Source organism: Bacillus sp. NPDC094064 (assembly GCF_050279585.1).
Classification (GTDB): domain Bacteria; phylum Bacillota; class Bacilli; order Bacillales; family Bacillaceae_G; genus Bacillus_A.
Window position 1 is genome coordinate 70,096 of the sequence record NZ_JBNNUI010000005.1, and the last position, 24,370, is coordinate 94,465.

At 37.5% G+C, this 24,370-nt stretch carries 29 protein-coding genes and 1 riboswitch; of the genes, 4 read left to right on the plus strand and 25 right to left on the minus strand.

Annotated features, from left to right (window positions below; all coding sequences use genetic code 11):
- Positions 1 to 61 precede the first annotated feature (61 nt).
- From metQ to ACQKNI_RS13120, 9 genes are all read right to left on the minus strand, one after another.
- Complete coding sequence (gene metQ / locus ACQKNI_RS13080; RefSeq protein ID WP_098841360.1) at positions 62 to 874, minus strand: methionine ABC transporter substrate-binding lipoprotein MetQ; 813 nt, start codon at positions 872 to 874, stop codon at positions 62 to 64.
- Between the two features lie 22 nt (positions 875 to 896).
- The gene (locus tag ACQKNI_RS13085; RefSeq protein ID WP_000359553.1) at positions 897 to 1,562 is read right to left on the minus strand and encodes a methionine ABC transporter permease; all 666 of its coding nucleotides are present in this window, start codon (positions 1,560 to 1,562) and stop codon (positions 897 to 899) included.
- Positions 1,555 to 2,580: a methionine ABC transporter ATP-binding protein gene (locus tag ACQKNI_RS13090; RefSeq protein ID WP_088232116.1), complete on the minus strand. Its 1,026-nt coding sequence runs from the start codon at positions 2,578 to 2,580 to the stop codon at positions 1,555 to 1,557. The genes ACQKNI_RS13085 and ACQKNI_RS13090 overlap by 8 nt, the downstream gene beginning before the upstream one ends.
- A 298-nt stretch (positions 2,581 to 2,878) precedes the next feature.
- Positions 2,879 to 2,986: riboswitch (SAM riboswitch) on the minus strand.
- Positions 2,987 to 3,111: 125 nt separating this feature from the next.
- A complete protein-coding gene (locus ACQKNI_RS13095) occupies positions 3,112 to 3,456 on the minus strand; it encodes a hypothetical protein (RefSeq protein WP_088232115.1) in 345 nt (114 codons plus the stop codon).
- Between the two features lie 152 nt (positions 3,457 to 3,608).
- Entirely contained in the window at positions 3,609 to 3,917 is a 309-nt protein-coding gene (locus ACQKNI_RS13100; protein WP_002008881.1) for a thioredoxin family protein, read from the minus strand.
- Between the two features lie 3 nt (positions 3,918 to 3,920).
- Positions 3,921 to 4,265, minus strand: coding sequence for a toprim domain-containing protein (locus ACQKNI_RS13105; protein ID WP_000640869.1), 345 nt, complete (start codon positions 4,263 to 4,265; stop codon positions 3,921 to 3,923).
- A gap of 826 nt (positions 4,266 to 5,091) precedes the next feature.
- Positions 5,092 to 5,475 carry a glycine cleavage system protein GcvH gene (gene gcvH, locus ACQKNI_RS13110; RefSeq protein ID WP_000026896.1) on the minus strand — a complete coding sequence of 128 codons (384 nt, stop codon included), beginning with the start codon at positions 5,473 to 5,475 and terminating at the stop codon, positions 5,092 to 5,094.
- 41 nt (positions 5,476 to 5,516) lie between these two features.
- Positions 5,517 to 5,882 carry an arsenate reductase family protein gene (locus ACQKNI_RS13115; RefSeq protein WP_002129756.1) on the minus strand — a complete coding sequence of 122 codons (366 nt, stop codon included), beginning with the start codon at positions 5,880 to 5,882 and terminating at the stop codon, positions 5,517 to 5,519.
- Positions 5,883 to 6,361: 479 nt separating this feature from the next.
- A complete protein-coding gene (locus ACQKNI_RS13120; protein WP_088232114.1) occupies positions 6,362 to 6,892 on the minus strand; it encodes a hypothetical protein in 531 nt (176 codons plus the stop codon).
- 146 nt (positions 6,893 to 7,038) lie between these two features.
- On the opposite strand from ACQKNI_RS13120, the gene ACQKNI_RS13125 reads away from it, so the two are divergent.
- Positions 7,039 to 7,686, plus strand: coding sequence for a phosphatase PAP2 family protein (locus ACQKNI_RS13125; protein ID WP_098253518.1), 648 nt, complete (start codon positions 7,039 to 7,041; stop codon positions 7,684 to 7,686).
- 66 nt (positions 7,687 to 7,752) lie between these two features.
- Here ACQKNI_RS13125 and ACQKNI_RS13130 read toward each other — a convergent pair whose 3' ends face one another.
- The 9 genes from ACQKNI_RS13130 to ACQKNI_RS13170 form a co-directional block, all read right to left on the minus strand.
- A complete protein-coding gene (locus ACQKNI_RS13130; RefSeq protein WP_088232112.1) occupies positions 7,753 to 8,766 on the minus strand; it encodes a PTS transporter subunit IIC in 1,014 nt (337 codons plus the stop codon).
- A gap of 22 nt (positions 8,767 to 8,788) precedes the next feature.
- The gene (locus ACQKNI_RS13135; protein WP_088232111.1) at positions 8,789 to 9,739 is read right to left on the minus strand and encodes an L-lactate dehydrogenase; all 951 of its coding nucleotides are present in this window, start codon (positions 9,737 to 9,739) and stop codon (positions 8,789 to 8,791) included.
- 249 nt (positions 9,740 to 9,988) lie between these two features.
- Complete coding sequence (locus ACQKNI_RS13140) at positions 9,989 to 10,237, minus strand: spore coat protein (RefSeq protein ID WP_001002991.1); 249 nt, start codon at positions 10,235 to 10,237, stop codon at positions 9,989 to 9,991.
- Between the two features lie 13 nt (positions 10,238 to 10,250).
- Complete coding sequence (locus ACQKNI_RS13145) at positions 10,251 to 10,436, minus strand: hypothetical protein (RefSeq protein WP_001180552.1); 186 nt, start codon at positions 10,434 to 10,436, stop codon at positions 10,251 to 10,253.
- 626 nt (positions 10,437 to 11,062) lie between these two features.
- Complete coding sequence (locus ACQKNI_RS13150) at positions 11,063 to 11,782, minus strand: MBL fold metallo-hydrolase (RefSeq protein WP_088232108.1); 720 nt, start codon at positions 11,780 to 11,782, stop codon at positions 11,063 to 11,065.
- Between the two features lie 115 nt (positions 11,783 to 11,897).
- On the minus strand, positions 11,898 to 13,700 hold the full coding sequence (locus ACQKNI_RS13155) for an acyl-CoA dehydrogenase family protein (RefSeq protein WP_276307242.1): 1,803 nt from the start codon (positions 13,698 to 13,700) through the stop codon (positions 11,898 to 11,900).
- A 48-nt stretch (positions 13,701 to 13,748) separates the two neighbouring features.
- Positions 13,749 to 13,943 carry a hypothetical protein gene (locus tag ACQKNI_RS13160; protein ID WP_176548514.1) on the minus strand — a complete coding sequence of 65 codons (195 nt, stop codon included), beginning with the start codon at positions 13,941 to 13,943 and terminating at the stop codon, positions 13,749 to 13,751.
- A gap of 129 nt (positions 13,944 to 14,072) precedes the next feature.
- The gene (locus tag ACQKNI_RS13165; protein ID WP_280147347.1) at positions 14,073 to 15,245 is read right to left on the minus strand and encodes an acetyl-CoA C-acetyltransferase; all 1,173 of its coding nucleotides are present in this window, start codon (positions 15,243 to 15,245) and stop codon (positions 14,073 to 14,075) included.
- A gap of 21 nt (positions 15,246 to 15,266) precedes the next feature.
- On the minus strand, positions 15,267 to 17,648 hold the full coding sequence (locus tag ACQKNI_RS13170) for a 3-hydroxyacyl-CoA dehydrogenase/enoyl-CoA hydratase family protein (RefSeq protein ID WP_088232105.1): 2,382 nt from the start codon (positions 17,646 to 17,648) through the stop codon (positions 15,267 to 15,269).
- A 235-nt stretch (positions 17,649 to 17,883) separates the two neighbouring features.
- Between ACQKNI_RS13170 and ACQKNI_RS13175 the strand changes: the two genes are divergently transcribed.
- The gene (locus ACQKNI_RS13175) at positions 17,884 to 18,030 is read left to right on the plus strand and encodes a YuzL family protein (protein WP_001096344.1); all 147 of its coding nucleotides are present in this window, start codon (positions 17,884 to 17,886) and stop codon (positions 18,028 to 18,030) included.
- Positions 18,031 to 18,117: 87 nt separating this feature from the next.
- The gene (locus ACQKNI_RS13180; protein WP_098357249.1) at positions 18,118 to 18,957 is read left to right on the plus strand and encodes a D-alanyl-D-alanine carboxypeptidase family protein; all 840 of its coding nucleotides are present in this window, start codon (positions 18,118 to 18,120) and stop codon (positions 18,955 to 18,957) included.
- 21 nt (positions 18,958 to 18,978) lie between these two features.
- On the opposite strand, the gene ACQKNI_RS13185 is transcribed toward ACQKNI_RS13180, so the two are convergent.
- The 4 genes from ACQKNI_RS13185 to ACQKNI_RS13200 form a co-directional block, all read right to left on the minus strand.
- Positions 18,979 to 19,896 carry a proline dehydrogenase family protein gene (locus ACQKNI_RS13185; RefSeq protein ID WP_088232103.1) on the minus strand — a complete coding sequence of 306 codons (918 nt, stop codon included), beginning with the start codon at positions 19,894 to 19,896 and terminating at the stop codon, positions 18,979 to 18,981.
- 311 nt (positions 19,897 to 20,207) lie between these two features.
- Positions 20,208 to 20,453, minus strand: coding sequence for a YusU family protein (locus ACQKNI_RS13190; protein WP_088232102.1), 246 nt, complete (start codon positions 20,451 to 20,453; stop codon positions 20,208 to 20,210).
- Positions 20,454 to 20,501: 48 nt separating this feature from the next.
- On the minus strand, positions 20,502 to 20,804 hold the full coding sequence (locus tag ACQKNI_RS13195) for an MTH1187 family thiamine-binding protein (RefSeq protein WP_001018860.1): 303 nt from the start codon (positions 20,802 to 20,804) through the stop codon (positions 20,502 to 20,504).
- A 77-nt stretch (positions 20,805 to 20,881) separates the two neighbouring features.
- Positions 20,882 to 21,055 carry a V-type ATPase 116kDa subunit family protein gene (locus ACQKNI_RS13200; protein ID WP_140417446.1) on the minus strand — a complete coding sequence of 58 codons (174 nt, stop codon included), beginning with the start codon at positions 21,053 to 21,055 and terminating at the stop codon, positions 20,882 to 20,884.
- 363 nt (positions 21,056 to 21,418) lie between these two features.
- Here ACQKNI_RS13200 and ACQKNI_RS13205 point away from each other — a divergent pair, with 363 nt between their 5' ends.
- The gene (locus tag ACQKNI_RS13205) at positions 21,419 to 22,177 is read left to right on the plus strand and encodes a TrmB family transcriptional regulator (RefSeq protein WP_088232101.1); all 759 of its coding nucleotides are present in this window, start codon (positions 21,419 to 21,421) and stop codon (positions 22,175 to 22,177) included.
- 79 nt (positions 22,178 to 22,256) lie between these two features.
- On the opposite strand, the gene ACQKNI_RS13210 is transcribed toward ACQKNI_RS13205, so the two are convergent.
- The 3 genes from ACQKNI_RS13210 to ACQKNI_RS13220 all read right to left on the minus strand — a co-directional run bounded on the left by ACQKNI_RS13210 (position 22,257) and on the right by ACQKNI_RS13220 (position 24,306).
- Positions 22,257 to 22,769, minus strand: coding sequence for a TerB family tellurite resistance protein (locus tag ACQKNI_RS13210; protein WP_088232100.1), 513 nt, complete (start codon positions 22,767 to 22,769; stop codon positions 22,257 to 22,259).
- A 105-nt stretch (positions 22,770 to 22,874) separates the two neighbouring features.
- On the minus strand, positions 22,875 to 23,042 hold the full coding sequence (locus tag ACQKNI_RS13215) for a hypothetical protein (RefSeq protein ID WP_088232099.1): 168 nt from the start codon (positions 23,040 to 23,042) through the stop codon (positions 22,875 to 22,877).
- Positions 23,043 to 23,121: 79 nt separating this feature from the next.
- Positions 23,122 to 24,306 (minus strand): MFS transporter, encoded by a 1,185-nt coding sequence (locus ACQKNI_RS13220; protein ID WP_427282422.1) that lies wholly within the window; start codon positions 24,304 to 24,306, stop codon positions 23,122 to 23,124.
- Positions 24,307 to 24,370: the final 64 nt, after the last annotated feature.

Below are 24,370 nucleotides of genomic sequence, written 5' to 3' on the forward strand. Positions count from 1 at the left end.
TTCTCCCCTATAGTTATGTAGTTATAAAAAGGGCCGGCATACACCAGCCCTCCCGCAGCAATTATTCTTTTACAGGAACAACTGCCCCTTTATATTCTTTGTTAATAAAGTCTTCGATTTCTTTAGAGTGTAATACTTCTACAAGAGCTTTAATCTCTTTCTTATCTTTATCGCCTTTACGAACAGCTACTACGTTTGCGTACGGTGAATCATTTCCTTCAATCGCAATCGCATCTTTTTCTGGATTTAATTTCGCATCAATCGCATAGTTCGAGTTAATTAGAACAGCATCGCCTTCTTTATTGTTATACACTTGCGGTAATAAACCAGGCTCAATATCCGTTTTGAATTTTAAATTTTTCGGATTATCTGAAATATCTTTTGGCGTTGCTTTAACTGGATTTACTCCATCTTTAATTTTTAAAATGCCTTCTTTTTGTAAAATCGCTAAACCACGTCCATGGTCCGCAACAGAGTTACTCATAATAATTGTCGCTCCGTCTGGAAGCTCTTTTAAGCTTTTATATTTTTGAGAATATACGCCAATTGGTTCTAAATGAATTTTTCCTGCTACTTCAAAATCATATTTTTTATCTTTCATTTCTTTTTCTAAATACGGAATGTGCTGGAAGTAGTTTGCATCTAATTCCTTATCCGCTAACGCTTTATTTGGCAACACGTAATCTTGGAATTTTTTTACTTCTAATTCAATACCTTTTTTCTCAAGTAACGGTTTTGCCTTTTCTAAAATTTCAGCGTGCGGTACGTTAGAAGCTCCAACAACAAGTTTATTTTCCTCTTTATCTTTTCCCCCGCAAGCAGCTAACCCAAAAATAGAAGTTGAAATAAGTGCTGTAAGTAATAATTTTTTCATTTGAAACATCCTCCCGTTTTCATTATCTTTTATCTATACGAGTCGTTACACGATCACCAATCCATTGAATGAAAAATACAACGAGTAATACACAAATTGTCGCAACGATTGTTACATCGTTATTTCCTCGCTGGAATCCTTCTAAGTAAGCAAGTGTCCCGAGGCCACCTGCACCAACAACTCCTGCCATTGCCGTATAGCCTACTAAAGCAATTGTCGTTACCGTAATACCAGATACTAGTGCTGGTAATGATTCTGGAATCAATACTTTTAAAATAATCGTGCTCGTTTTTGCCCCCATTGCTTTTGAAGCTTCAATTACACCTTTATCAATTTCACGAAGTGCGATTTCAACCATTCTTGCATAAAATGGTGCCGCTCCGATGATTAAAGCTGGCAGTGCTGCACTCGCTCCAAGAATTGTTCCAAGGAGGATTTTTGTGAATGGGATTAATAAAATGATTAAAATGATGAACGGTATCGAGCGGAAAATGTTTACGAACGCTCCAATTGCCGTATTAACCGCTTTGTTTTCCCATAAATTATCTTTCGCTGTCATGAAGAGTAACAATCCTAAAATAAGTCCTAAAATAAATGTGGCAAGAGCTGCGATTGCCGTCATATATAACGTTTCACCAGTTGCTTCTAACATTTGATTCCAATCAACATTTGTGAGTAACTTATCCATGTGCAATCACCTCCAGCTCTACTTGATCTTGATGAATTCCTTCTATCGCTTGCTGGATCGCTATTTCCTCACCATTTAAATGAACGACTAAACTACCGTAAGAGCCGTTATTCGTTTGTGCGATATTTCCTTGCAAAATGCTTACTTCTATATCACTGCGCTGCATTAACCTTTGAAGTACCGGCCTTTCTACAGCCTCACCGATAAACTGCAAACGAATTACTTTTCCATCTGGATATTTTTCAATTAAACTTTCAATCGTTTCATTTGTATCTTCAGAATCCGTTAACTGTTGTACAAAACGTTTCGTAATGTCCTGCTGCGGATTACGGAATACGTCAAGTACTGGACCCGTTTCTACAATCTTTCCTCTCTCCATTACCGCAACGCGATTACAAATCTTTCGAATTACATGCATCTCATGTGTAATCAGTACAATTGTTAAACCGAGACGCTTATTAATATCTAGGAGTAAATCTAAAATTTGATCTGTCGTTTCTGGGTCAAGAGCTGACGTTGCTTCATCACATAAAAGTACTTGTGGATTGTTAGCCAATGCTCTTGCAATCCCGACACGTTGCTTTTGTCCACCACTTAACTGAGATGGGTATGCGTCTCCTCTTCCCTCTAACCCAACAAGATGAATTAACTCATCAACACGTTTTCTTCTCTTCTCCTTATCAACGCCTGCAATCTCAAGTGGAAATGCAATATTTTCACGTACAGTTCGTGACCAAAGTAAGTTGAAGTGCTGAAAAATCATTCCAATTTCTTGCCTTGCCTTCCGAAGCTCACTTCCTGTAATTGCTGAAATCACGCGATTTGCAATTGTAATTTGGCCAGAAGTTGGTTTCTCTAACTGATTAAACAATCTGATTAAAGAACTTTTTCCGGCGCCACTATATCCAATAACACCAAAGATTTCACCTTTCTCTATTTTTAAATTGGCGTTATCTACAGCAGTGACATCACCGCTTTTTGCCTTATATATTTTCTTTACATTTTCTAATAAGATCATGATGTTCACCCCTTTTTTTAATAAAAAGCGTAAGCGGCTCGTTTAGAATGTGAAGTGGATGGAGCTTCTGACGTAGAGGCGTTTTTTGCCTCATAGGAAGAAGCGAAGCCATAGAACATTCTAGCCGCTGAAGCTGGATTTTTGATCGACTCCGCAATTTTTTATTTGTAATGCGTGTAGTCCACCGTTATCATTACTTTTATTATTTGAATGTCCTCCACATTCAAACAACAAAAAAACCTTTCCGCTTTAGAGAAGCAGAAAGGTTTATATGCGTATATAACAACATTATCCCTCTCTCTCATCTCTCAAAGCATTTGCTTTGCAGGAATTGGCACCATTTCAACATAAGTTGACGGTTGCCGGGCTTCACAGGGCACAGTCCCTCCACCTCTCTTGATAAGAGAAATCAGATTACATTTTCGTCTGATTTGTAATTTATGAAATTGTCTATATTTTATGAATTGAATTGTATCAACATCCACACACCGTGTCAACAGAAATTTTCGTAAAAAATGAACCTTCAGAATTTTAAGCACCTACTGACATCGGTTTACATATATGAAACATCGACTCGACTACTAGCATCGTTCGATACGTCCCCGAATAATGTACACGTCCATCGTTCATTAACATTTGTAATCGTATATTTCCGTTCACCAATTGTTCTACATCTTCTTCGTCTACACAAACGATTTGTTCTGTTCCTCTTTCCTCTTTCAACAACTCTATATAATCTCTTGAAATTTGTAACGAACAACATTCATCCCCAAAACGGAAGTTGACAATTCTTTCTCCTTGTCTTAGAAGTGGTTCTAAATGGTATTGACCATTAGCGTAATTTACAAATGATTGCAGCAAAGAATATAATTTCACCCTAAATCACATCCTTCATATCACTTTCTATTACATACCATTCCCTCTCACTAAAGAGCAATCCTGTTACTTTCGCTCGACAAATACTGTACCCACCCTGCATCTCGACATATTTCCCAAGAAATATGTCGAGGCGGCAAAAACTTTGCCGCCTACTTTAACTCCGTATATAAATATTCAACCGAATGAAATGCATATATCTTCTTCATTAGTGTCCCATTTTCAAAAACAAGTAAACACGGTACACTTTCGATTCCATACTCTTTCGCTAAATGCGGGGCATAATTTAAATCTAACATTCCAATTTTCAAATCCTCAATTGTCATCTCAACAACCGTTAACATCTTTTTTGCTAATTGGCATGTTCCACACATCGGAGTATATACATATAACACTGTTTTTTCTTCGTTCTCTATTAGGGCTGTAGCTTCGGCTCCTGTCCAGTCAATCACTTCTATCATTCCTTACCGTAAATATTCTGTATAGACGTCAATGTCAGCTCCCCATAATACATTTGCTAAGTGTGAAGACGGCGCAGTTGCCACTTCTCGGTACGAGCGATCGATATAAATATGCTCTGCTTGCGGAAATTCTTTTCGAAATTGTTTCCTTAACTTTTCTCCAGCATCATCAGCATCCACTAGCACATACACTTCCTTATCAAAAAACTGATCAACGAGCTCATCCATTTTCGACAAACCAATTGTACCATTTGTACAAACAATTTCCACCGGTTCACGAATAATAGATTCAATCTTTCTTCTATCTGATGTACCTTCTACAATAATGACTTTTTCTACATAAATCATATGTCATCACCCGATCACCATATACTATACAACCTTTAACTTAGTATATAGTATATTCGTTATTTTCATGTTGTTTCCTGTTTATTTTTGCAAAAGAAAAGCAGAAGCGGCTCGTTCAGAACAGGAGGACATTGGAACTCCTGAACTAGAGGCGCTTTTTGCCTCAAGTGAAGGAGTGAAATGACCGACTGTTCTAGCCGCTGGCGCTGGACAATAAAGAAAAGCGGAGCCGACTGTTCAGCCCTGTTGGCTAAGGTTCTTTCGCACAGAAGACGCTTTTTGTCTTCTCGTGCGGAAGGTTCTTAGACATGAAGGGCTAGGAGGTGGAGCTAGACAATGAAAAGCAGAAGCGGCTCGTTCAGATTGTGAGGGGGATGGAGCTTCTGACGTAGAGGCGCTTTTTGCCTCGCAGGAAGAAGCGAAGCCACCGAACAATCTAGCCGCTGGCGCTGGACAATAAGAAAAGCGGAACCGACTGTTTAGCCCTGTTGGCTAAGGTTCTTTCGCACAGAAGACGCTTTTTGTCTTCTCGTGCGGAAGGTTCTTAGACATGAAGGGCTAGGAGGTGGAGCTGGACAATGAAAAGCGGAAGCGGCTCGTTCAGATTGTGAGAGGGATGGAGCTTCTGACGTAAAGGCGCTTTTTGCCTTGTAGGAAGAAGTGAAACCACCGAACAATCTAGCCGCTGGCGCTAACCAATAAAGAATAACGAACAAGTTTTTCAAAAAACGTTCTCCTACACGATAATTAGTATATGATTCTACGTTCATTATTTTACACAAAATAAAAAAGGACAGCACAAAGGCTGTCCTTCAGTCGACTAAAATTAGTCTTGGTTTGTCATTTCTGCATATTTTTCTGCAGTTAATAACTTCTCAACTTGGCTTGCATCAGAAAGTTCAACTTTAACCATCCATGCACCTTCGTATGGAGATTCGTTAACAAGTTCTGGTTGGTCACTTAATTCTTCGTTTACTGCTACAACTTTACCGCTTACAGGTGCGTATAACTCAGAAACTGTTTTAACAGATTCTACGCTTCCGAATGGCTCGTCAGCTTCAATTGTTGCACCTACTTCAGGAAGTTCAACGAATACGATATCGCCTAGCTCACCTTGTGCAAAGTGAGTAATACCGATAACAACTTCATTACCTTCAGTTTTTACCCATTCGTGTTCTTCAGAGTAACGTAAATTATTTGGAATGCTCATGACTGTACCTCCAGTGAATGTATTAATTATGTAAAAATACCTTATTGGTACTTTTTCCACACACTTTCAAACTGCTCTTCGTTAAAACCAAGTGTTACACTCGTTCCATCTGTTACGATTGGACGCTTAATCAACATGCCATCAGATGCTAAAAGTTCATACATTTCGTCTTCACTCGCATCCTTTAACTTATCTTTCAGACCAAGTTCGCGGTAACGCATTCCACTTGTATTAAAGAATTTTTTTAATGGTAACTCACTTTTTTCATGTAAATTACGTAAATCTTCTTTTGACGGTGGATTTTCAACAATATGAATCATCTCATATGCTACATCGTTTGCCTCAAACCATTTCTTTGCTTTTTGACATGTGCCACACTTTGGATATGAATAAAATGTTACTGTCATAAATTCACCTACTTTTTTACTAACCTTTACCCTTATCATATAGAAAACGTTTTATTATTTCAAACGATTATTCGCTAAACTTTTACTTATTTCGTGATAAATTTTAATAATCCTGCGAATTTTTCTTATTTTTCCGCCATTTGTTAAGAAAAAAAAATAAATATATATTTTTTTAGATTCTCCTCACATTAAACCGAACATATATCTTAAACAAACGTTTGATTAGTTTCCTAGTTTCCTTCATTCCCTTTGAACTGCATTGATCCTTTCTTACCAAACATACATCTTAAACAAACGTTTGATTAATTCCCTATTTTCCTTTGTTTCCTTTGAACTGCATTGATTCCTTTCTACCGAACATACATCTTAAACAAACGTTTGATTAATTCCATACTCCTTCACATTCACTTTCAAAATGAAGCCTTACGTTCTTATCAAACATATTTAAATAAAAGAAGAAGCCCCTATATAAAGGCTTCTCATGATCTATTCAAATAGTCTGCAATTGTTTGAAACACTACGATATACATGTTGTGAATACTTTCTTCTGTATTTCCACCATTTGATAAACCAACTGCCCATTGCTGCCCTTCACCACTTCCGATATTCGCAAAACCTTGCGTATACATAGCATTTACATCTTTTTTTGCGCTGTTATACTCTATACCTTTTGTAATAAAAAGTGAATATGATTTATCTTGTAAACCGATAAAAAACACTGGTTTCTTTAGCGATGAAAATACATCTTTATACTGCTCTGTTGAGGCTTCTTGAAAGTGATCTTTCATTATTAGAAACCCGTCTACTTTCTTAGATTTCTTTTCCAGGTCCTCTAACTTAATTTTCTCAAACTTTACATTTCTAAACGTGTCTTTCGGCTCTTCTCCAACAACTCCAATTACGAGTGCTCTCCCGTTATATTCTAATTTCTCTCCTTCGTTATTCTTTGCACACCCCGCACCGACTAGGCATAACAATATAAAAACTAAGAAATACGATAAACGCTTCATTTAGCACCCTCCTCTTCTTTTTAGTCAAGTGACAAAAATGTAAGGTTAATTCAAGAAAATGTAAGTGAAATCAATAGCCCAATTGAATTTTCTATATTATAATCAATTGAATTTACTTACATTACTAAAAAACATAGGAGATTGTCATGAAGAAATTTAAACTTTCATCTTTTCTTCCGTTAAGTTATATACTTCTACTCGTACTCGTAAGTCCCCTTTACGATGTATTAAATAAATCATCTGTCCACGCAGTAGACGTCACAACAGTAGTAGATGAGTGGATTCCATTTGTAAAAGCATTTATTATTCCTTATTTACTTTGGTTCCCATACTTATACGGTGCACTTATTTATTATTGTTTTGCTGATCGAAAGCAATATTACGTTACTTTAAGCAGTGTCATTCTTGGCAAACTTGCTTGTTTTTCTATTTATTATTTTTGGCAAACAACAGTACCTCGTCCAACCGTCGTTGGAACAGACGTATTTTCCGAACTAGTCCGCTATATTTATAGTATCGATCAACCGGTAAACTGTTTCCCAAGCATTCACGTCCTTACTACATTTGTGATTATGTTAGCTGCCTTTAAACGTAGAGAACAGCACGCTTTTGAATATTACATTCTTACTTTCTTCGGCACACTGATCATTTTATCAACGCTATTTACGAAGCAACATGCATTTATAGATGCCGTTTCTGGAATGACGCTGGCAAGCATACTATACTTCGGTGTTCAGCTATTGTTAGCAAAAGAACCAATAAGGGTTCCAGTAAAACAAAATCATAAAATGTAACGCAACAAAAAAGCAGACTGTGGCTTCTTCAGTCTGCTTTTATCTATTAATAAGGAGATTTTCAATTTAAGATTGCGGTACAGTCATATCACCAGAATGAATACGACCTGATTTTTTAAGAGCGCTGTAAAGCATATAAGAAACAGCTACTGGAATGATGACATAAGTGATTATCATCGCTGGGACAACTTCCCATCCTTGGCTGGAAATTAAATTAATTGGTGCGATAAGAGAACTTAATCCAAGACCTGCAATTTCTTTTCCTGCTTCTAGCTGGAAAATGAGTGCCGATACTGGGCCGACTATGGCGCTGGCGACGACAGTTGGGACGAGAATCATTGGATTTTTAGTAATGTTCGGCAACTGTACTTTCGGAGTACAAAGGGCCTGAGCTAATATGCCGCCTAAATTATTTTCTTTCGCTGAGATGACAGCGAATCCGATAAACTGAGCAACACATCCTGCAAGAGCAGCACCACCTGCAACACCATCTAAGCTAAGTGCTATCGCTAACGCAGCTGATGAAGCTGGAGATATAAGTAACAGTCCCCAAACCACTGCAATGACGACAGAAGCGATGAATGGGCTACCAGCTGAGCTATCTTTAATGAATGCTCCAACTGCATTTAAAACCGGGCTAATATTTTGTGCTAACCAAATACCGACTACACCAGAACCTAATATTGCTGCAAATGGAACGAGCATCATATCTAAAGCAGTTTTTCCGCTTAAACGTTTACCAATATAAACTGCTAAAGTTGCTGTTAATAAGGCACCGATTGGTTCACCTGTTTTTATGATGAGACCAGCTTCAGTCATTGAAATGGATCCGGCACCAATCGCTCCAGCTACCATCGCTGAAAAGATGACAAGACCGTTTGCACCGAGCATAAAAGCAATCCCGGCTCCAATGGCTGGTGCCATAAGTGATTTTGCAACAACTCCGATTGTAATAAGTAATGGAATATCAACAATTCTTCCTATATTTTCGATTAGTAAACCAATTCCAAGGGATACGAAAATACCTTGCGCGATTCCAGCAGATGCTTTAAATACACGAGACATTATATATTCCTTCATTTGTTTCACCTTCTCCTATAAGTTAGTAACCAATTGTTTTCATATAATCGCGTAAAATATCGTTTGATTTTGCGAATCGAGCTTCTTCTTCCTCAGTTAAATTTAGTTGTACAACTTCTTTCATACCATCTCTAGTAATAATAGCTGGCACTCCTGTACAAATGTCATATTCACCATACTCACCATCTAAAATAGCTGATACAGCAATTACGCGATGGTCATCATTAAAGATTGAGCTCGCAATATATGCTAGAGAATTTCCGATTCCATAATAAGTAGTGCCTTTTCGTTTATAAATTTCCCATCCAGCTTTTGCAGTCTTCTCAACAATTTCATCTAAATCTATTTCACCGAAACGTTCTTTTTGCTCTTCTAAAATTTGTAGAATTGGCTTTCCTCCAACAGTTACATGTGACCAAGCAACCATTTGAGAATCTCCATGCTCTCCTAATGAATATCCATGAATGCTACGAGGGTCTACATGTAACATTTCAGATAAAATTGTTCTTAAGCGAGAAGAATCTAATGATGTACCTGTACCAATCACACGATTTCTAGGTAATCCAGATAATTTCCACACTTGATATGTAATAATATCAACCGGGTTCGATGCGAGTAAGAAAATACCATCAAATCCGCTTTCCATGACGCCGCCAACAATACTTTCCATAATTTTCGCGCTTGCTCCTAAAGTATCTAAACGACTTTGTCCAGGCTTTGGTGCTGGTCCTGCTGTAATAATGACAATGTCCATATCTTTGCAGTCTTCATAGTTTCCTGCATATACTTTTGTTCTTGTATTTGTAAAGTTAATGCAATGCGATAAATCCATCGCTTCCCCAACTGCACGTTCATGATTTATATCAATTAATAATAGTTCTTCGCAAATCCCTTGATTTACAATGGAATACGCACAACTTGATCCCACTAATCCAGTACCGATAATTGCAATTTTTCTTGTATTTCTTTTCATAGCAATCTCTCCTAATTGATCATAGTAATCTAGTTCTTTTGTTCTTTACACTCCTAATTATAGAGATTCCCACAATAGAAACCATGGATACTTTGTGAAATATCGAGCAAAGTTTTTGTCCTTTCTGTGAATTGTTATATTTAATTTTCGTCATATTTGTTACAACCGGAAAAATATTTATTATGTATTTATTGACATGTACAAAACAAAAAAACGAGCGACTTCATTCGCCCGTTTTTTTTCATCCGATTATTCCGCACTTAATTGACCTTTCAATTGCTGCACAATCATCGGATTCGCAGGTGCTGCCGGCTTATAATAACTTTTTTGCTTTGCGTACTCATACATATTACGTTGGCGCATCTCATCCTGATTACGAATTTGAATTAACGTTTGATGTAATTGTTCATTATCAGACTGAGAAATATAATTTGCATAACTCGTTAAACTTGCATTTAATCCTGCTAAATAATCATTTACCATATCTTTTTCATTCATCTTTCGCTTCCTCCTATCCTAAGAAAGTCATTAATTGTTGTTTCGTATTTCTTGCATCTTGTGCATCTTTTTGTAGCATTTGCTTTAGCTGCGGATCTGTACAAGCCTGTGCATACTGTTCTAACTTGTTAATAATTGTTGCGTGTCCACCAATTAAATGACGTAAATTTTCTACTTCAAGTTCTGTTAAATTTTGCATAGGATACTCCTACCTTTCTTTGTTCATTCGTCATTAGTATTTGGCTCTTTTTAAATCGTATTCATTAAAAATCATTCTTAAATTCATTTCATACTAAAATCAACAACATCTATTTATATAGACAAAAAAATGTTATAATTACAGAAAAATACAAATATTAAAAATGCATCCTTAACTTTATAATTCACAGATACAACATATTAAGAAGGTGTGCCTACGTAAAGAACATTTAAAGTCATCTTCTTCATCGCTTATGCGATCATTGATGTATTAACTTTAAAACCACTATCCACCTCTATACCTTTACACATGATATTTCTCATTTATTTTCTATTTATAGCACTGAACAATTATAAAAATCAGAACACTACATTTTTCTTATTATTTATTAATGCAGCTCTATTAGTAAGCGGTAGTTTTAAAAAACTCCCTTTTATAAATTCTACATAATAAAGGAGCAATACTCATGAAAATCCACGAATTTCTTACAAAAAGCCAAGAAGCTTATGATTCTGAGTCAAGCCACGACCCTTTCGTATTTACGTTTTTCAATTTTTTCTTAGCAATATATACATTTCTAAAGCCTGCTAAATAATATTATTTAAGTAGAAAGAGCCTCTAATGATTTAGAGGCTCTTTCTACTTAAATTCTGCTTTGCCTCTTCAATCGCCCGTTGCATGTGCACGAACGGCTCTTTCATCATCTTCCCATGCCCTGTCGCCAATATAGCTGGCTTATATTCCAGCAATTTTTGAGCACTTGTTAACGAAACTTCTGCATCCCAAGTGCCAAACACAGGAAACGGAAACAACCACTTTATTTGTCCTGCTACCGCCACGCCTCCTCTCGTTTGAAATGCATCTCCTACAATGAGTGCATCATTTCTCGTATCTAAAAATGACATCGAACCTGGTGTATGACCTGGAGTCGCAATCGCTACAAGTGAACCAATTCTATCTCCTTCTTGAAGAAGAATATCTGGAACCGTATTTATCTGTTTTGACACCCCTACTTTCACCTCTGTGCCCGGTTCCCCTAGTTGCAGTGACAAATCTCCTTCAAGTAAACAAGCATCTCTTTTAGAAATATAGACCGGAATATCCGGCAGCTCTTGTTTTATAGCGTCTAGCGCTCCAATATGGTCATCATGCGCATGGGTAATCACGATATTCGTAATCGGTTTTCCTATTTTTCGAGCCGATTCTAAAATTTTCTTTGCACAAAATGGTAACGCTGCATCAATTAAAGTTAATCCCGATTCTTCTTCGACAAAGTAACAGTTAATCGGAAATAGACGCGGTAAAAATGCGATTTGATGAACTGTTTCTACTCTTATTAACTGCATTCCCTTTACCTCCATCACAAAAAGCTGTTTACACATACATATGTAATACAGCTCTCTTCAAGAATCCACCAACAAAAAACCAGCAGCCAAAAGGCTACTGGTTCTCTTTCATCTATTAAACTGTATAACGCTCTTCTTCTAAAATTTTCGCAGCGATTTCACGTTTCTTCGGAATTACGTTAAGTGGTGTGTGGCGAGTTAATTTACGTAATGATGATAACATCATGCGCAGCATGTCGCCATTTTCAACTGCGATAAGTGTTTCTTTCGCATCTGCTTCGATTTCGTTGAATGCTTCTTGGCAGAATACTTCAGTGTATAACACTTTTTGTTTATTCTTTTCAAGACCAGTCGTTTTAATTGCTTTTTCTGTACGAAGAACAGCTGATTCCATTGCATATAAGTTGCTTACGATGTCAGCAATATTCACAAGAATTTCTTGCTCTTTATCTAATGCTTTACCGTATTTTTGAGCAGCCAATCCAGCTACCATTAAGCCGATTTTCTTCGCGTTACTTACTAAATATTTTTGAAGTGCTAATGGCTCATCGCCTACTTCTTCTGGCATCATCATCATTAACTCTTCTTGTAATTTTTGTGCTTTTTGAAGAAGTGGTAATTCACCTTTCATCGCTTTACGTAAGAACGTACCAGGTACGATTAGGCGATTAATTTCGTTCGTTCCTTCGAAAATACGGTTAATACGAGAGTCGCGGTACATTCTTTCAATCTCGTACTCTGCCATAAATCCGTAACCACCGTGGATTTGAACACCTTCATCTACTGTATAATCTAATACTTCAGAACCGAATACTTTATTTAAAGAGCACTCGATTGCATATTCAGCGATAGAAGCTGCTACTGCTTTACCGTCTTTTACTTCCTCTTCAGATAATGTGCTCATACGGCTTTCAAATAAACCTACTGTACGGTATACAGAGCTTTCAGCTGCATATGTTTTTGCTGCCATATTCGCAAGTTTCTCTTGAATTAATGGGAAGCGAGCGATTGGTTGTTTGAACTGTTGACGTTGGTTTGCATATTGTGCTGAAATTTCTACTGCACGTTTCGCAGATCCAACTGTACCAACACCTAATTTATAACGGCCGATATTTAAAATGTTGAACGCGATAATATGACCTTTACCGATTTCACCAAGTAAGTTTTCTTTCGGTACTAACGCATCTTCTAAAATCAACGTACGAGTTGAAGAACATTTAATACCCATTTTCTTCTCTTCTGGGCTTGTAGATACACCAGCATATTCTTTCTCTACGATAAATGCTGAGAAGTGCTCACCGTCTATTTTTGCATATACAACAAATACGTCAGCGAAAGCAGAGTTTGTAATCCATTGTTTTTCACCGTTTAATACGTAATGTGTACCTTCTGCATTTAAACGTGCAGTTGTTTTTGCACCTAACGCGTCAGAACCTGAACCTGGCTCTGTTAATGCGTATGCAGCTAATTTTTCACCAGTTGCAAGTAATGGTAAATATTTTTTCTTTTGCTCTTCGTTACCGAATAATACGATTGGTAAAGATCCGATACCTACGTGAGCACCGTGAGTAATTGCAAAACCACCAGCGCGAGAGAATTTCTCTGCGATTAACGCTGAACTTACTTTATCAAGGCCAATTCCGCCGTACTCTTCTGGTACGTCAGCGCCTAATAAACCAAGTTCCCCAGCTTCTTTTAAAAGACGAACAGAACGATCAAATTCGTGTTGCTCTAAATATTCAAGCTCTGGAAGAACTTCATTTACGATAAAGTCCTCTGTCGTTTTTGCAATCATTTTATGCTCAGATGAAAAATCTTCTGGCGTAAACACTTGATCAATCGTAATTTCATCAACTAAAAAGCTACCGCCTTTAACCGCACTTCCTACTATTTTTTCCATGAAAATTTCCTCCTCCATATTTTCATGAGCCGCTTCTCTCATTTTGAAAGAAGCTGGCTCTCAATTTTATTTTTTATAAACCTTTGTTGCTTCCATTCTTTGTATTGGCGGCGTCACGTTCTGAGCAAGCCACCTGCACTTTTTATCTAATCCAGTTCCAGCGGCTAGAATGTTCAGTGGCTTCGCTTCTTCCTCCGAGGCAAAAAGCGCCTCTTCGTCTGAAGCTCCATCCCCCTCACATTCTGAACGAGCCGCTTCCACCTTTTTTTCATAATCCAGTTCCAGCGGCTAGAACAGTCGGTCGTTTCATCCCTTCCTGTGAGGCAAAAAGCGCCTCTTCGTCAGGGCTTCCAACGCCCTCCTGTTCTGAGCAAGCCGCTTCCACTTTTTTTATAGTAATTCAAATACTCCCGCTGCTCCCATTCCGCCGCCGATACACATTGTTACGACACCGAATTGTTGGTTGCGACGTTTCATTTCGTGAATAAGAGATAGTGTTAGTTTTGCTCCTGTACAGCCAAGTGGATGTCCAAGTGCGATTGCACCGCCGTTTACGTTTACTTTATCTTCGTCTAAACCAAGCTCGCGAATAACTTGGATTGATTGAGAAGCAAATGCTTCATTTAGTTCGAATAGGCCGATATCAGATAGCTCTAATCCCGCTAGTTTTAACGCTTTTGGAATTGCAGCGATTGGACCGATACCCATTACTTCTGGTGGTACGCCAGCTACTGCAAATGAACGGAATTTCGCAAGTGGTTTCATGCCATCACTCACTGCTTTTTCACGGTCCATTAATAGTACAGATGCTGCGCCATCACTCATTTGTGAAGAGTTACCAGCTGTTACCGAACCGCGAACGTTAAATGCTGGACGTAATTTACCTAAAATGTCTAGCGTCGTTTCTGCTCTTACACCTTCGTCTTGTGCGAAAATGATTGTTTCTTCTTGCAGTTTGTTGTTTGATCCAACAGTACGTAACGTTACATCTACAGATACTGTTTCATCAGCAAAGTTTCCTGCAGCTAATGCTTTTGCTGCACGTTGATGACTTCTTACTGCAAATGCATCTTGCTCTTCACGAGAAATTCCATATTTCACAGCAACTTGCTCTGCTGTATGTCCCATACCCATATAATATTCTGGAGCCGCTTCTACAAGGCGACTATTCGGACGAACAACGTGTCCCATCATTGGAACTAAACTCATTGATTCCGCTCCGCCCGATAATACAGCTTCAGAGTGACCAAGCATAATACGCTCTGCTCCGTAAGCGATACTTTGTAAACCTGAAGAACAGTAACGGTTAATTGTAATAGCTGGCACATCGTAAGAAAGTCCTGCTAATCCGCCGATATTACGAGCCATGTTTAACCCTTGCTCTGCTTCTGGCATTGCACAACCGAAGATTAAATCATCGATTGGTCCTTCATAATTCGCACGCTTTAACGTTTCCTTTACTACTAACGCCCCTAGATCGTCAGGACGAACTGTTTTTAATGAACCCCTCTTTGCTTTTCCAATTGGTGTTCTTGCTCCCGCAACAATGACAGCTTCTCTCATGAACGATATCTCCCCTCGTTATTAGTTACGTAATGGCTTTCCTTTTACAAGCATGTGCTGCATTCTTGCTTGTGATTTCATCTCACTTACTAAGCTAATAAATGCTTCACGTTCTACATCTAATAAATACTGCTCATCAACTTCTGTTCCGTACGGCACTTTTCCGCCCGCAATGACATATGCAAGTTTCTTCGCAATGTGAAGATCGTGCTCTGAAATGTAACCAGATAAATGCATTGCTTCTGCACCAAGTGCAAGAGTTGCATATCCTGTTTCACCAACAACCGGAACCTTTTTACGGATCGGCGCTTTATAACCAGCTTCATATAAAGCAAGTGCTTTCTGTTTCGCATCGTATAGTAAGTGATCGCCATTCACACTAATACCGTCTTTATCACCTAAGAAGTTATGAGAAATTGCTTCTTGTCCTGAAGTTGAAACTTTCGCCATTGCTACTGTTTCGAACACTTTATTTGCAACTTTTTGCAGATCAAACTCTACACCGTTTGCCATTTTATTTAAGTGTTTAATGTATAACTCTTTGTTACCGCCTCCGCCAGGGATTAAGCCAACACCAACTTCTACTAAGCCCATATACGTTTCACTAGAAGCTTGAATGCTAGCAGCTGGTAAACATACTTCTGTACCTCCGCCAAGCGTCATACCATAAGGCGCTGCTACAACTGGCTTAGAAGAATACTTAATTTTCGTCATTGCATCCTGGAAGTTTTTCACAACCAACTCAATTTCAAAGTAGTTGTCGTCTTGTGCTTCCATTAAGATCATTGCAAGGTTCGCACCAACGCAGAAGTTCTTCGATTGGTTACCGATAACAAGACCTTTATAATTCTTTTCTACTTCATCAACAGCGTAGTTAATCATTTGCGTAATATCCATACCGATTGCATTGCTCTTCGAATGGAACTCTAAGCAAAGGATGCCGTCGCCTAAATCAATTAAGCTCGCGCCGCTATTTTTCTTTAATACGCCGTTTTTCGCTTTTAATTGTTTAAGAGAAATTGCTTTTTTATTACGTTCGATTAACTTATATTCGCCATTATCGTAATAGTAGCTATCACCGTTATCGTGTTTATAGAAAGTAGTGAAACCTTTCTCTAGCATTTCTTTCACCCAAGTAGGAATAACTGCGCCGTTTTCTTCCATCTTTTGAACAGATTTTTCAACGCCGATTGCATCCCAAACTTCAAATGGTCCTTGTTCCCAGCCGAAGCCCCACTTCATCGCTTGGTCAATTGCAACGATATCGTCAGCAATTTCTTTATGAAGCTTTGCAGAGTATAAAAGAGTTGGTGTAATGATGTTCCATAACAACTCTCCTGCGCGGTCTTTCGCGTATACAAGCGCTTTCAATTTATTCGATAAACCTTTTTCTTGTTTACTTAATTCAATAGATGCAGCTTTTAATTTTTTGCGTGCTTCGTATTCCATCGTTTCAGGATTTAATTCTAAAATTTCTTTTCCTTGTTTTAAGAAGAAGCCTTGACCTGTTTTACTTCCAAGCCACTTTTTATCAAGCATGTCATGCATGAAAGCTGGTACTTTAAACACTTCACGCTCTTCTTCTTGTACGTTTTCGTATACGTTATTTGCAACGTGTACGAATGTATCTAAACCGACAACATCTAATGTACGGAACGTTGCGCTCTTCGGACGACCGATAAGTGGACCTGTTACAGAATCAACTTCCCCAATGCTGTAGCCGCGTTTTATCATCTCTTGAAGAGTTACAAGTAAACCGTACGTACCAATGCGGTTTCCAATAAAGTTTGGTGTATCTTTTGCGATAACAACGCCTTTTCCAAGAACGTCTTCGCCAAATAGTTTCATGAAACTTAATACTTGTGGATCTGTTTCTTTCGTCGGTATTACCTCTAGAAGTTTTAAATATCGTGGTGGGTTAAAAAAGTGTGTGCCTAAGAAGTGTTTCTGGAAGTCGTCTGAACGACCTTCTGCCATTTTTTCAACTGAAATGCCTGACGTATTCGAGCTTACAATAGAACCGGGTTTACGAACAGCATCTACTTTTTCAAATAATTTCTTTTTAATATCTAAGTTTTCAACTACTACTTCAATAATCCAATCTACATCAGCTAGACGCTCAAGATCATCTTCTAAGTTACCTGCTTCAATCAGTGTTAAATTTCCTTTCACTGTCAGAGGAGCTGGTTTTTGCTTTAATAGTTTTTGCACAGCCGTATTACTAAAACGATTTCTCACACTTTTATGTTCTAATGTAAGTCCCTTCGCTTCCTCTTCTTTCGTAAGCGCAGGTGGTACAATATCAAGCAATAATGTCGGAATACCAATATTAGCTAAGTGTGCCGCAATTCCTGAACCCATTACGCCTGAACCTAGAACAGCAGCCTTTTTAATTTGGAACATCCAATTCTCCCCCTATTCTTGAATGAATGCTCATTCAATTTTTCGACATAAGTCGCAATCAATGAATGAGCCTCTACTAATAAATATATGTTATTGTTTAAATTTTCGCAATATATTTATTGATAAAATTTTCTGAAATAAATATATTTCTTTCATTTGGCTATGCTATATATGTATTTTCTTCATTCAAATACACTTTTCCTTTTTATAATCTGACGAAACTGGAGGAATATATATGGCAAAACTTAAGAAGAACCCTTCAAAGGCTGGAATTAGCGCAGCAAGCGTAACTGGAAATGCAGGTCCGCATAATCACGGTGTAGAAAAAGGCCGTCAAGGTAATAATCAACAATATAAAAAGCATAATATGGGCGAAAAATAACGCTATATTTTTGGGCAGAGAACGTGGCATAATGGGTAATGGCTGCTTTTTCTGCCCAATTTATTTGTAACAAATGAGGGAATTATAATGAAACGAACAATAGTTATGATTGTAATGATTGCTACACTATTTACAGGGATGATTTTCTTCTCTTATGCACAAAGACAACAAGCTGTAAGAGCGGATCAGCCTACTATTACAGGGCAATACGGCATTACAATCGATGCAGACACAGGTGAAATTTTGTATGGGAAACGCGAAGATGAACGCTCTTATCCGGCTAGTATAGCCAAAATGATGACAACGCTTCTCTTACTAGAGAATGTAAAAGAAGATGAAGAAATTACAATTACAGAAAACGCGATTAAAACAGAAAGTCAAAGTAAGAAGATTAAGCTTCACGCGGGTGAAAAATTAAAACGTGATGAGGCATTAAAACTTATGCTTATCATTAGTGCAGACCCAGTTGCCGAGTCTATTGCAGAACATATCGCAGGATCAAAAAATGAGTTTGTGAAAATGATGAATGCTAGAGCGAAGGAACTTGGTACAAAGCATGCGACTTTCAAAAACGCAAGTGGTGCTGATGCACTCGGAAATAAAGTATCACCATATGACATTGCTATTATTACGAAAGAAGCATTAAAGTATCCAGTTGTTTTAGAATATATGAATTCAACGCGTACAACTCTACATACTTCAGAACGCTCTCCCAAAATCGCAAACTATGGACGAGAAGAACTATATAATGATCCATATGCGATTGGAAGTAAAAGCGGTCTATCGACACTCGGAAAATATACGGTCGTAACAGTGGATGAAAAAGATGGGAAACGCGTCATTAACGTCGTATTATCCTCTACTCGCACGCAACTATATCCTGATACGAAGAAAATGGCACATTACGCATTTCAACAATTAAAATAACCAAGGAGCTAGTCTCCTTGGTTATTTTTTGATCATACCTTTTAATACGAACGCAACGTTTGCTGGACGCTCTGCTAGACGGCGCATGAAATATCCATACCAGTCGTTTCCGTACGGCACGTAAACACGCATTTTGTAGCCTTCTTTTACTAGCTCAAGTTGACGCTCTGTACGAATACCAAATAACATTTGGAATTCAAATTGATCTCTTGAAATATTGTGTTCTTCGGCAAGTTTTTTTGTATATTCAATAATCGCTTCGTCATGTGAAGCAATTGCAGTATAATTTCCATTTAATAAGTGCATTTTAATAATCTTTTTATAATTGTCATCTACATCTTTCTTGTCCGGGAACGCCACTTCTTCAGGTTCTTTATAAGCCCCTTTTACAAGACGTAAATTAGGATTATAAGAGTTTAAGTCCTCAATATCTTTTTCTGTACGATATAGGTAAGCTTGAATAACAGTACCAATATTATCGTATTCAGATTTTAATTGTTTAAAGATATCAATTGTTTTTCCGCAACGTGTATAGTCTTCCATATCAATGGTAACAAACACACCATTTTCTTTTGCAGCTTCTAAAATACGGCGCATATTGTTCATTACGATTTCATCAGAGATATCTAATCCCATAGAAGTCATTTTTAAAGAAAGCTGCGAATCAAGACCTTCTCTTCCAATTGCACGGATCGCTTCAATCGATTGGTTAGCCATTTCATTTGCTTCTGCTTCATTATCAACGAATTCCCCTAAATAATCGATCGTTACACAAAGACCTTGCTTGTTTAATTGTTGAATAGCAGCTGTCGCTAATTCAATCGTCTCCCCTGCGACGAAGCGACCTGCACCAAAGCGCAAACCGTACTTTTTAGCCAGTTTTGTTAGCGCTTTATTTTTAGATAAGAAAAGAAACGAATTTCGCATTAATTGTTCCATGTAATTCACCCCTATGACTGTACTTTATCTGTTTTTTACCCCTCTTCAAAATTATATCATTCTTTAAAATTATTTGATACAAATAATTATTTAGATAATTTATAAAATACTATAAAAACATTTAAAACCTTATATTCTCGCTTGTAAATATGAAGGAAATATTTTTCGACATTTAGAAAAAACGGGTTTACTAGGTACAAAATAGGCATGCCAAAAATATTCGACATGCCTATAAAACCCTTTATATTCCATGTAAATTATATAAGGATATTAATAAAAAAACCCTGAGGTAACATTACCTCAAGGTTTTCTCACTGCTCATTTCGCTTCTCTTCATTCAGCTTTTTAATATTCGTAATTAGCTGTACCATCTCTTCTTTTGCATCAGGATACGTCTCATTCCAATGCTTCACTAAAGCTGGCATCGTCTTCGCAATGTAAGAATACAGTGCCCACTTCTGCACCTGCTCTTTTCGCTCTTCATTGCTTTCTCCCAGTAATAGTTCCGTGTATTTCGCTAACAACCCATCAAATTGTTCGTTAAACTTTTCACTCATCTTATCTACCTCCTATATGAAAAAAGCAGCGAACATCGCTGCTTTTTCTTATAATTTTGATCGAACAGAGTTTAATTTCTTCTCCATTGTGCTTACTTTATCACGGCGATCATCGATACGAATCGTTGTCGCAACACGCTGTGCACCTTTCGTATATGGCACTTCATGCATTTGTTGAATAACTTCTAGAATGACAGGAAGATCTCCTTCAATAATTGTGTTCATCGGTGTTAATTGATACTTCACGCGATCTGCATTTTTCTCTAGCACCTTTTGTACTTCTGCTACATACTCACTAACACTTGGATTACCTGTTCCTACTGGAATAATCGATACGTCAACAATTGCCATAGTAACTTGCCTCCTATATTCACTTCTTATATATCCATTGTCTATTTTACCAAAATCTTTATCATTTTAATAATATGTTATTCCTCTACTTTAAACTGCTCAACCAGTCTTTCTAAATCGTTCATATGCTCTGTCAAACTTTCCATGGAGCTATTCATTTGTTCCACTGACTGCGCCATGTTCTCAAGTTGTGCTGAAACTTCATCTACACTATTAGCAAGAGTAGATGCTCCCCCGCTTACATCATCCATTGCACCAGAAACTTCTCAACATCTTCCCCCAAGCGTCCCCTTCTCGTTGTATTTTAATTACGTTAATCAATATATTAAGTATAATAGATAACATTAAAAAATTGAAATTAATTCTCATCTCTATCTGATGAAAAAACTTACTACCACTTGTGCAAAAACAAATAGTTCATTATCCTTAAGCTATATAAAGTGAAACTTTAATCAGTGGGATTTTATTCACCCCCACTGATTATTAGCCTTCACCAATCGGGCATTTACGGGCAGCAGAGCTCCCCCCCCAACTTCTTTGCTCCAGCCGAATTTTGAGGTGGGCATCTTACTGCCCGCAAATAGCGGGATAATCACATTTGTTCGGAGGGAACTATGTTACAAAAATTCGGTTTCTCACAATATGAAAGCCAAGCTTATGAAGTTGTCGTATCAAGCAATGAACCGTTAGATGCTACGACAATTGTGAAGCACTCTGGTGTTCCAAAAGCAAAAATATATGAAGTGCTAGCGCGCCTAATCGATAAAGGAATGGTAATGGATTCTGTTTCAGAAAAGAAAAAGTTGTATACAGCATTGCCACTCAAGCTAGCAATTGAAAAATTAACGACAGAATTCCAATCAAACATTCAAGAATTGGAAACGAATATATCGAAAAAATCATTTACAGATGACCGTGTATGGAGCCTAAAGATGCAATCTTCTATTCGAGTTCAAAGTAAAGAACTCATAGAAAGTGCAACAGAATCGATTCGTATTTCAGCTTGGAATGATACGCTTTTAGAATATCTTCCATTATTAGAACAAAAAGCAAAACAAGGTGTCTTGATTGAATCCCTCATAGTCGGAAACGTAGAAACAGAATTAGAAAATATGCATTTTCTAATTCCAACTGAAGAACCTAACGCACTAGAGCGTTATTTACTCCTTATCGTAGACGACCGCGAAATTTTATTCGCTGGTGTAGAGCAAGAATCATGGCAAGCGATGAAAACAATGTCACAACCTTTCGTGAAGTTCTTTACAGAATTCTTCTATCATGATGTTGCACTTGCAAAGATTACTCAAAAACATCATGATCTCTTTATGGAAGATGAGGAAATTAAAAGTTTATTGATGAAATTGAGATATTAACACATCCCAAAAGGAATTCCTCACACAAAAATAGCTGTACCAAAAGGAGTTTTATATACTCTTTTGATACAGCTATTTTTTATGATTTCGCTAATTCAACTTTATGTAGTTTGTTTTTCGGATGATTTTGATTTGTAAATACAGAACGGTCATTTTTTAATACAATTACTTCAAAGAATGGCTTAAATCGCTCCTCTGAAATGTCAAAGGCTTGTAAAAACTTCCCGAACATTACTTGCTCTTCACGTTCAGCCTCTCCATCAGAAAGAGATGAATCAATTAAGTTAACAAGAATACACATTTTTTGTGCATCTGTAAGAGATGGTGCTGCTTCTCTTAAAAATGTATCTACACTATTTTTACGAACATACTTAATCGCCTTCTCAAGTAGGTCATCGTTATTTCCACCTACATAAATCTTGCCGCCTTTATTTTTACCACCTAAAACAGATAATAATTGTCCTAATTCCTCATTATCATATTCTCCATCTGCACCCATCATGTAAAGTAAAGATGTAGCAAATGCAAAGTGTGGTTCCATCCCATTTTCTGTACGAGTTTTGTCACCTTTAAACATATCAAATAAACCCATTTGTGGCCCTCCTATATGAAACTATAATCTTCCTAAATATAACAGAAAGCGCTACAAAAGGATGTGTCTGTTTTGTAAAGTTTGCACTCGAATGATTAGGTCATTTCACGATTTTTTTTGCTCCTTTATCTCCATCAACAGCTCAATAATCTTCTCATTTTGCTCCACTTGTTTCTCAGAATTTTGATAGATAAAACGAATCCATCTAAGAACAAAAATAACCACAAATAACGGAAGTACCGTGAATATAAAACCAATAATTGAATACTCCATATACTATCACCTCGCTATATACCCCTTTCTCCATATCTCTCCTAACCCCTGCAATTTTTTACAAACAAAAAAGAACCTATCAAACGATAGATTCTTCTTTCGCAAACTGAGTAGAGCGCCCTCTCGTAATCGAGAAAATCGCACAAAGCAATGCTAATATAATAAAGCCGCCGCCTACCCAAGCGTTATATATAACAGATGATTTTTCAATAACAACTCCGCCTACTGTTGAACCGAGCGCAATTCCTAAGTGAAGAGCGGAGTTATTTAAACCTTGCTGAATACCAGCTGATTCCGGTGCAATTTCAATTAAATAGTTTTGCTGTGCTGGTGAAATAGCCCAGCTCAGCATACTCCAAAGCCCCATCATCATAATGAAAAGCGGGAATGAGAATGTCATCATTGGTAACATAAAGATTGCACATGCAAATAAGATAATGATGGAAATAATACTTTTCTTCGATCCCCATTTATCAGCAAGCCAGCCTCCGAAGCCGCCTCCAATTACTGCTGCGATTCCGAAAATGAAGTAAAACACACTAATCCAATTCGCTTCAACATGCATCACATCTTTTAAGAAAGGTGTTAAATATGCATATAGTGTTAAATGACCTGTTAAAAATAAGAATGACGTTAACTGTGCACTTACAATTTTCTTATCTTTTAACGTAGCAATTTGTTCTCTTATTGATAACACCGACGTCGCTGGTACTTTCGTTAAAAATAATGAAATACAAGCGATCGCCATAACTGTTAAAATCGAAATTAATACAAACGGCGCACGCCATCCGTATGCATTTCCTAACACAAGACCTAACGGTACTCCAAGTACAAGTGATCCACTAATTCCCATAAAAATAATTCCTATCGCACGCGCACGAAAATGCGGTTCTACTACACTAGAAGCAAGTGTTACAGATAGTGCAATAATAAGCGATCCACTCGCCGCACAAATAACCCTTGAGAACATTAACATTCCATAATTCAAACTAAACGCTGAAATAATATTTCCAATTAAGAAAATCGATAATGCCCCAATATATAATGTTTTTCTTTCAACCTTCCCTGTTACTGCTAATAAAACTGGACCTGACAAAGCAAATACTACCGAAAATATTGTGATAAGCTGACCAGCCGCACTAATTGATACACCTAAATCATTGGCCACTAAATCGAGCGTTCCTCCTATAATTAGCTCAACCGTTCCGACTACAAAAGCCGCAATAGCTAAAATATACACACGAAAATTCAAGTCTTTCCCCACACTTTCTATTTTGGTTACTACGACTATAGTAACCAAAATAGAAAGTGAATACAAGTACAATTTT

Bases quoted from the DNA above. Each gene is read 5' to 3' on its own strand.
- ACQKNI_RS13210 (WP_088232100.1), bottom strand. From the start codon at position 22,769: ATGGGTTTATTTGATATGTTTAAAGGTGACAAAACTCGTACAGAAAAT.
- ACQKNI_RS13130 (WP_088232112.1), bottom strand. From the start codon at position 8,766: ATGAAGGAATATATAATGTCTCGTGTATTTAAAGCATCTGCTGGAATC.
- ACQKNI_RS13150 (WP_088232108.1), bottom strand. From the start codon at position 11,782: ATGCAGTTAATAAGAGTAGAAACAGTTCATCAAATCGCATTTTTACCG.
- ACQKNI_RS13195 (WP_001018860.1), bottom strand. From the start codon at position 20,804: ATGGCAATTGTTGACGTATCGATTATTCCAGTAGGAACAGGTAATCCA.
- ACQKNI_RS13190 (WP_088232102.1), bottom strand. From the start codon at position 20,453: ATGAGTGAAAAGTTTAACGAACAATTTGATGGGTTGTTAGCGAAATAC.
- ACQKNI_RS13105 (WP_000640869.1), bottom strand. From the start codon at position 4,265: ATGATTTATGTAGAAAAAGTCATTATTGTAGAAGGTACATCAGATAGA.
- ACQKNI_RS13120 (WP_088232114.1), bottom strand. From the start codon at position 6,892: ATGAAGCGTTTATCGTATTTCTTAGTTTTTATATTGTTATGCCTAGTC.
- ACQKNI_RS13145 (WP_001180552.1), bottom strand. From the start codon at position 10,436: ATGCAAAATTTAACAGAACTTGAAGTAGAAAATTTACGTCATTTAATT.
- gcvH (WP_000026896.1), bottom strand. From the start codon at position 5,475: ATGAGCATTCCAAATAATTTACGTTACTCTGAAGAACACGAATGGGTA.
- ACQKNI_RS13165 (WP_280147347.1), bottom strand. From the start codon at position 15,245: ATGAGAGAAGCTGTCATTGTTGCGGGAGCAAGAACACCAATTGGAAAA.
- ACQKNI_RS13100 (WP_002008881.1), bottom strand. From the start codon at position 3,917: ATGATAGAAGTGATTGACTGGACAGGAGCCGAAGCTACAGCCCTAATA.
- ACQKNI_RS13140 (WP_001002991.1), bottom strand. From the start codon at position 10,237: ATGAATGAAAAAGATATGGTAAATGATTATTTAGCAGGATTAAATGCA.
- ACQKNI_RS13125 (WP_098253518.1), top strand. From the start codon at position 7,039: ATGAAGAAATTTAAACTTTCATCTTTTCTTCCGTTAAGTTATATACTT.
- ACQKNI_RS13155 (WP_276307242.1), bottom strand. From the start codon at position 13,700: ATGGAGGAGGAAATTTTCATGGAAAAAATAGTAGGAAGTGCGGTTAAA.
- ACQKNI_RS13090 (WP_088232116.1), bottom strand. From the start codon at position 2,580: ATGATCTTATTAGAAAATGTAAAGAAAATATATAAGGCAAAAAGCGGT.
- ACQKNI_RS13180 (WP_098357249.1), top strand. From the start codon at position 18,118: ATGAAACGAACAATAGTTATGATTGTAATGATTGCTACACTATTTACA.
- ACQKNI_RS13175 (WP_001096344.1), top strand. From the start codon at position 17,884: ATGGCAAAACTTAAGAAGAACCCTTCAAAGGCTGGAATTAGCGCAGCA.
- ACQKNI_RS13170 (WP_088232105.1), bottom strand. From the start codon at position 17,648: ATGTTCCAAATTAAAAAGGCTGCTGTTCTAGGTTCAGGCGTAATGGGT.
- metQ (WP_098841360.1), bottom strand. From the start codon at position 874: ATGAAAAAATTATTACTTACAGCACTTATTTCAACTTCTATTTTTGGG.
- ACQKNI_RS13215 (WP_088232099.1), bottom strand. From the start codon at position 23,042: ATGGAGTATTCAATTATTGGTTTTATATTCACGGTACTTCCGTTATTT.
- ACQKNI_RS13115 (WP_002129756.1), bottom strand. From the start codon at position 5,882: ATGACAGTAACATTTTATTCATATCCAAAGTGTGGCACATGTCAAAAA.
- ACQKNI_RS13085 (WP_000359553.1), bottom strand. From the start codon at position 1,562: ATGGATAAGTTACTCACAAATGTTGATTGGAATCAAATGTTAGAAGCA.
- ACQKNI_RS13185 (WP_088232103.1), bottom strand. From the start codon at position 19,896: ATGGAACAATTAATGCGAAATTCGTTTCTTTTCTTATCTAAAAATAAA.
- ACQKNI_RS13200 (WP_140417446.1), bottom strand. From the start codon at position 21,055: ATGGATGATGTAAGCGGGGGAGCATCTACTCTTGCTAATAGTGTAGAT.
- ACQKNI_RS13205 (WP_088232101.1), top strand. From the start codon at position 21,419: ATGTTACAAAAATTCGGTTTCTCACAATATGAAAGCCAAGCTTATGAA.
- ACQKNI_RS13135 (WP_088232111.1), bottom strand. From the start codon at position 9,739: ATGAAAAGAAATACAAGAAAAATTGCAATTATCGGTACTGGATTAGTG.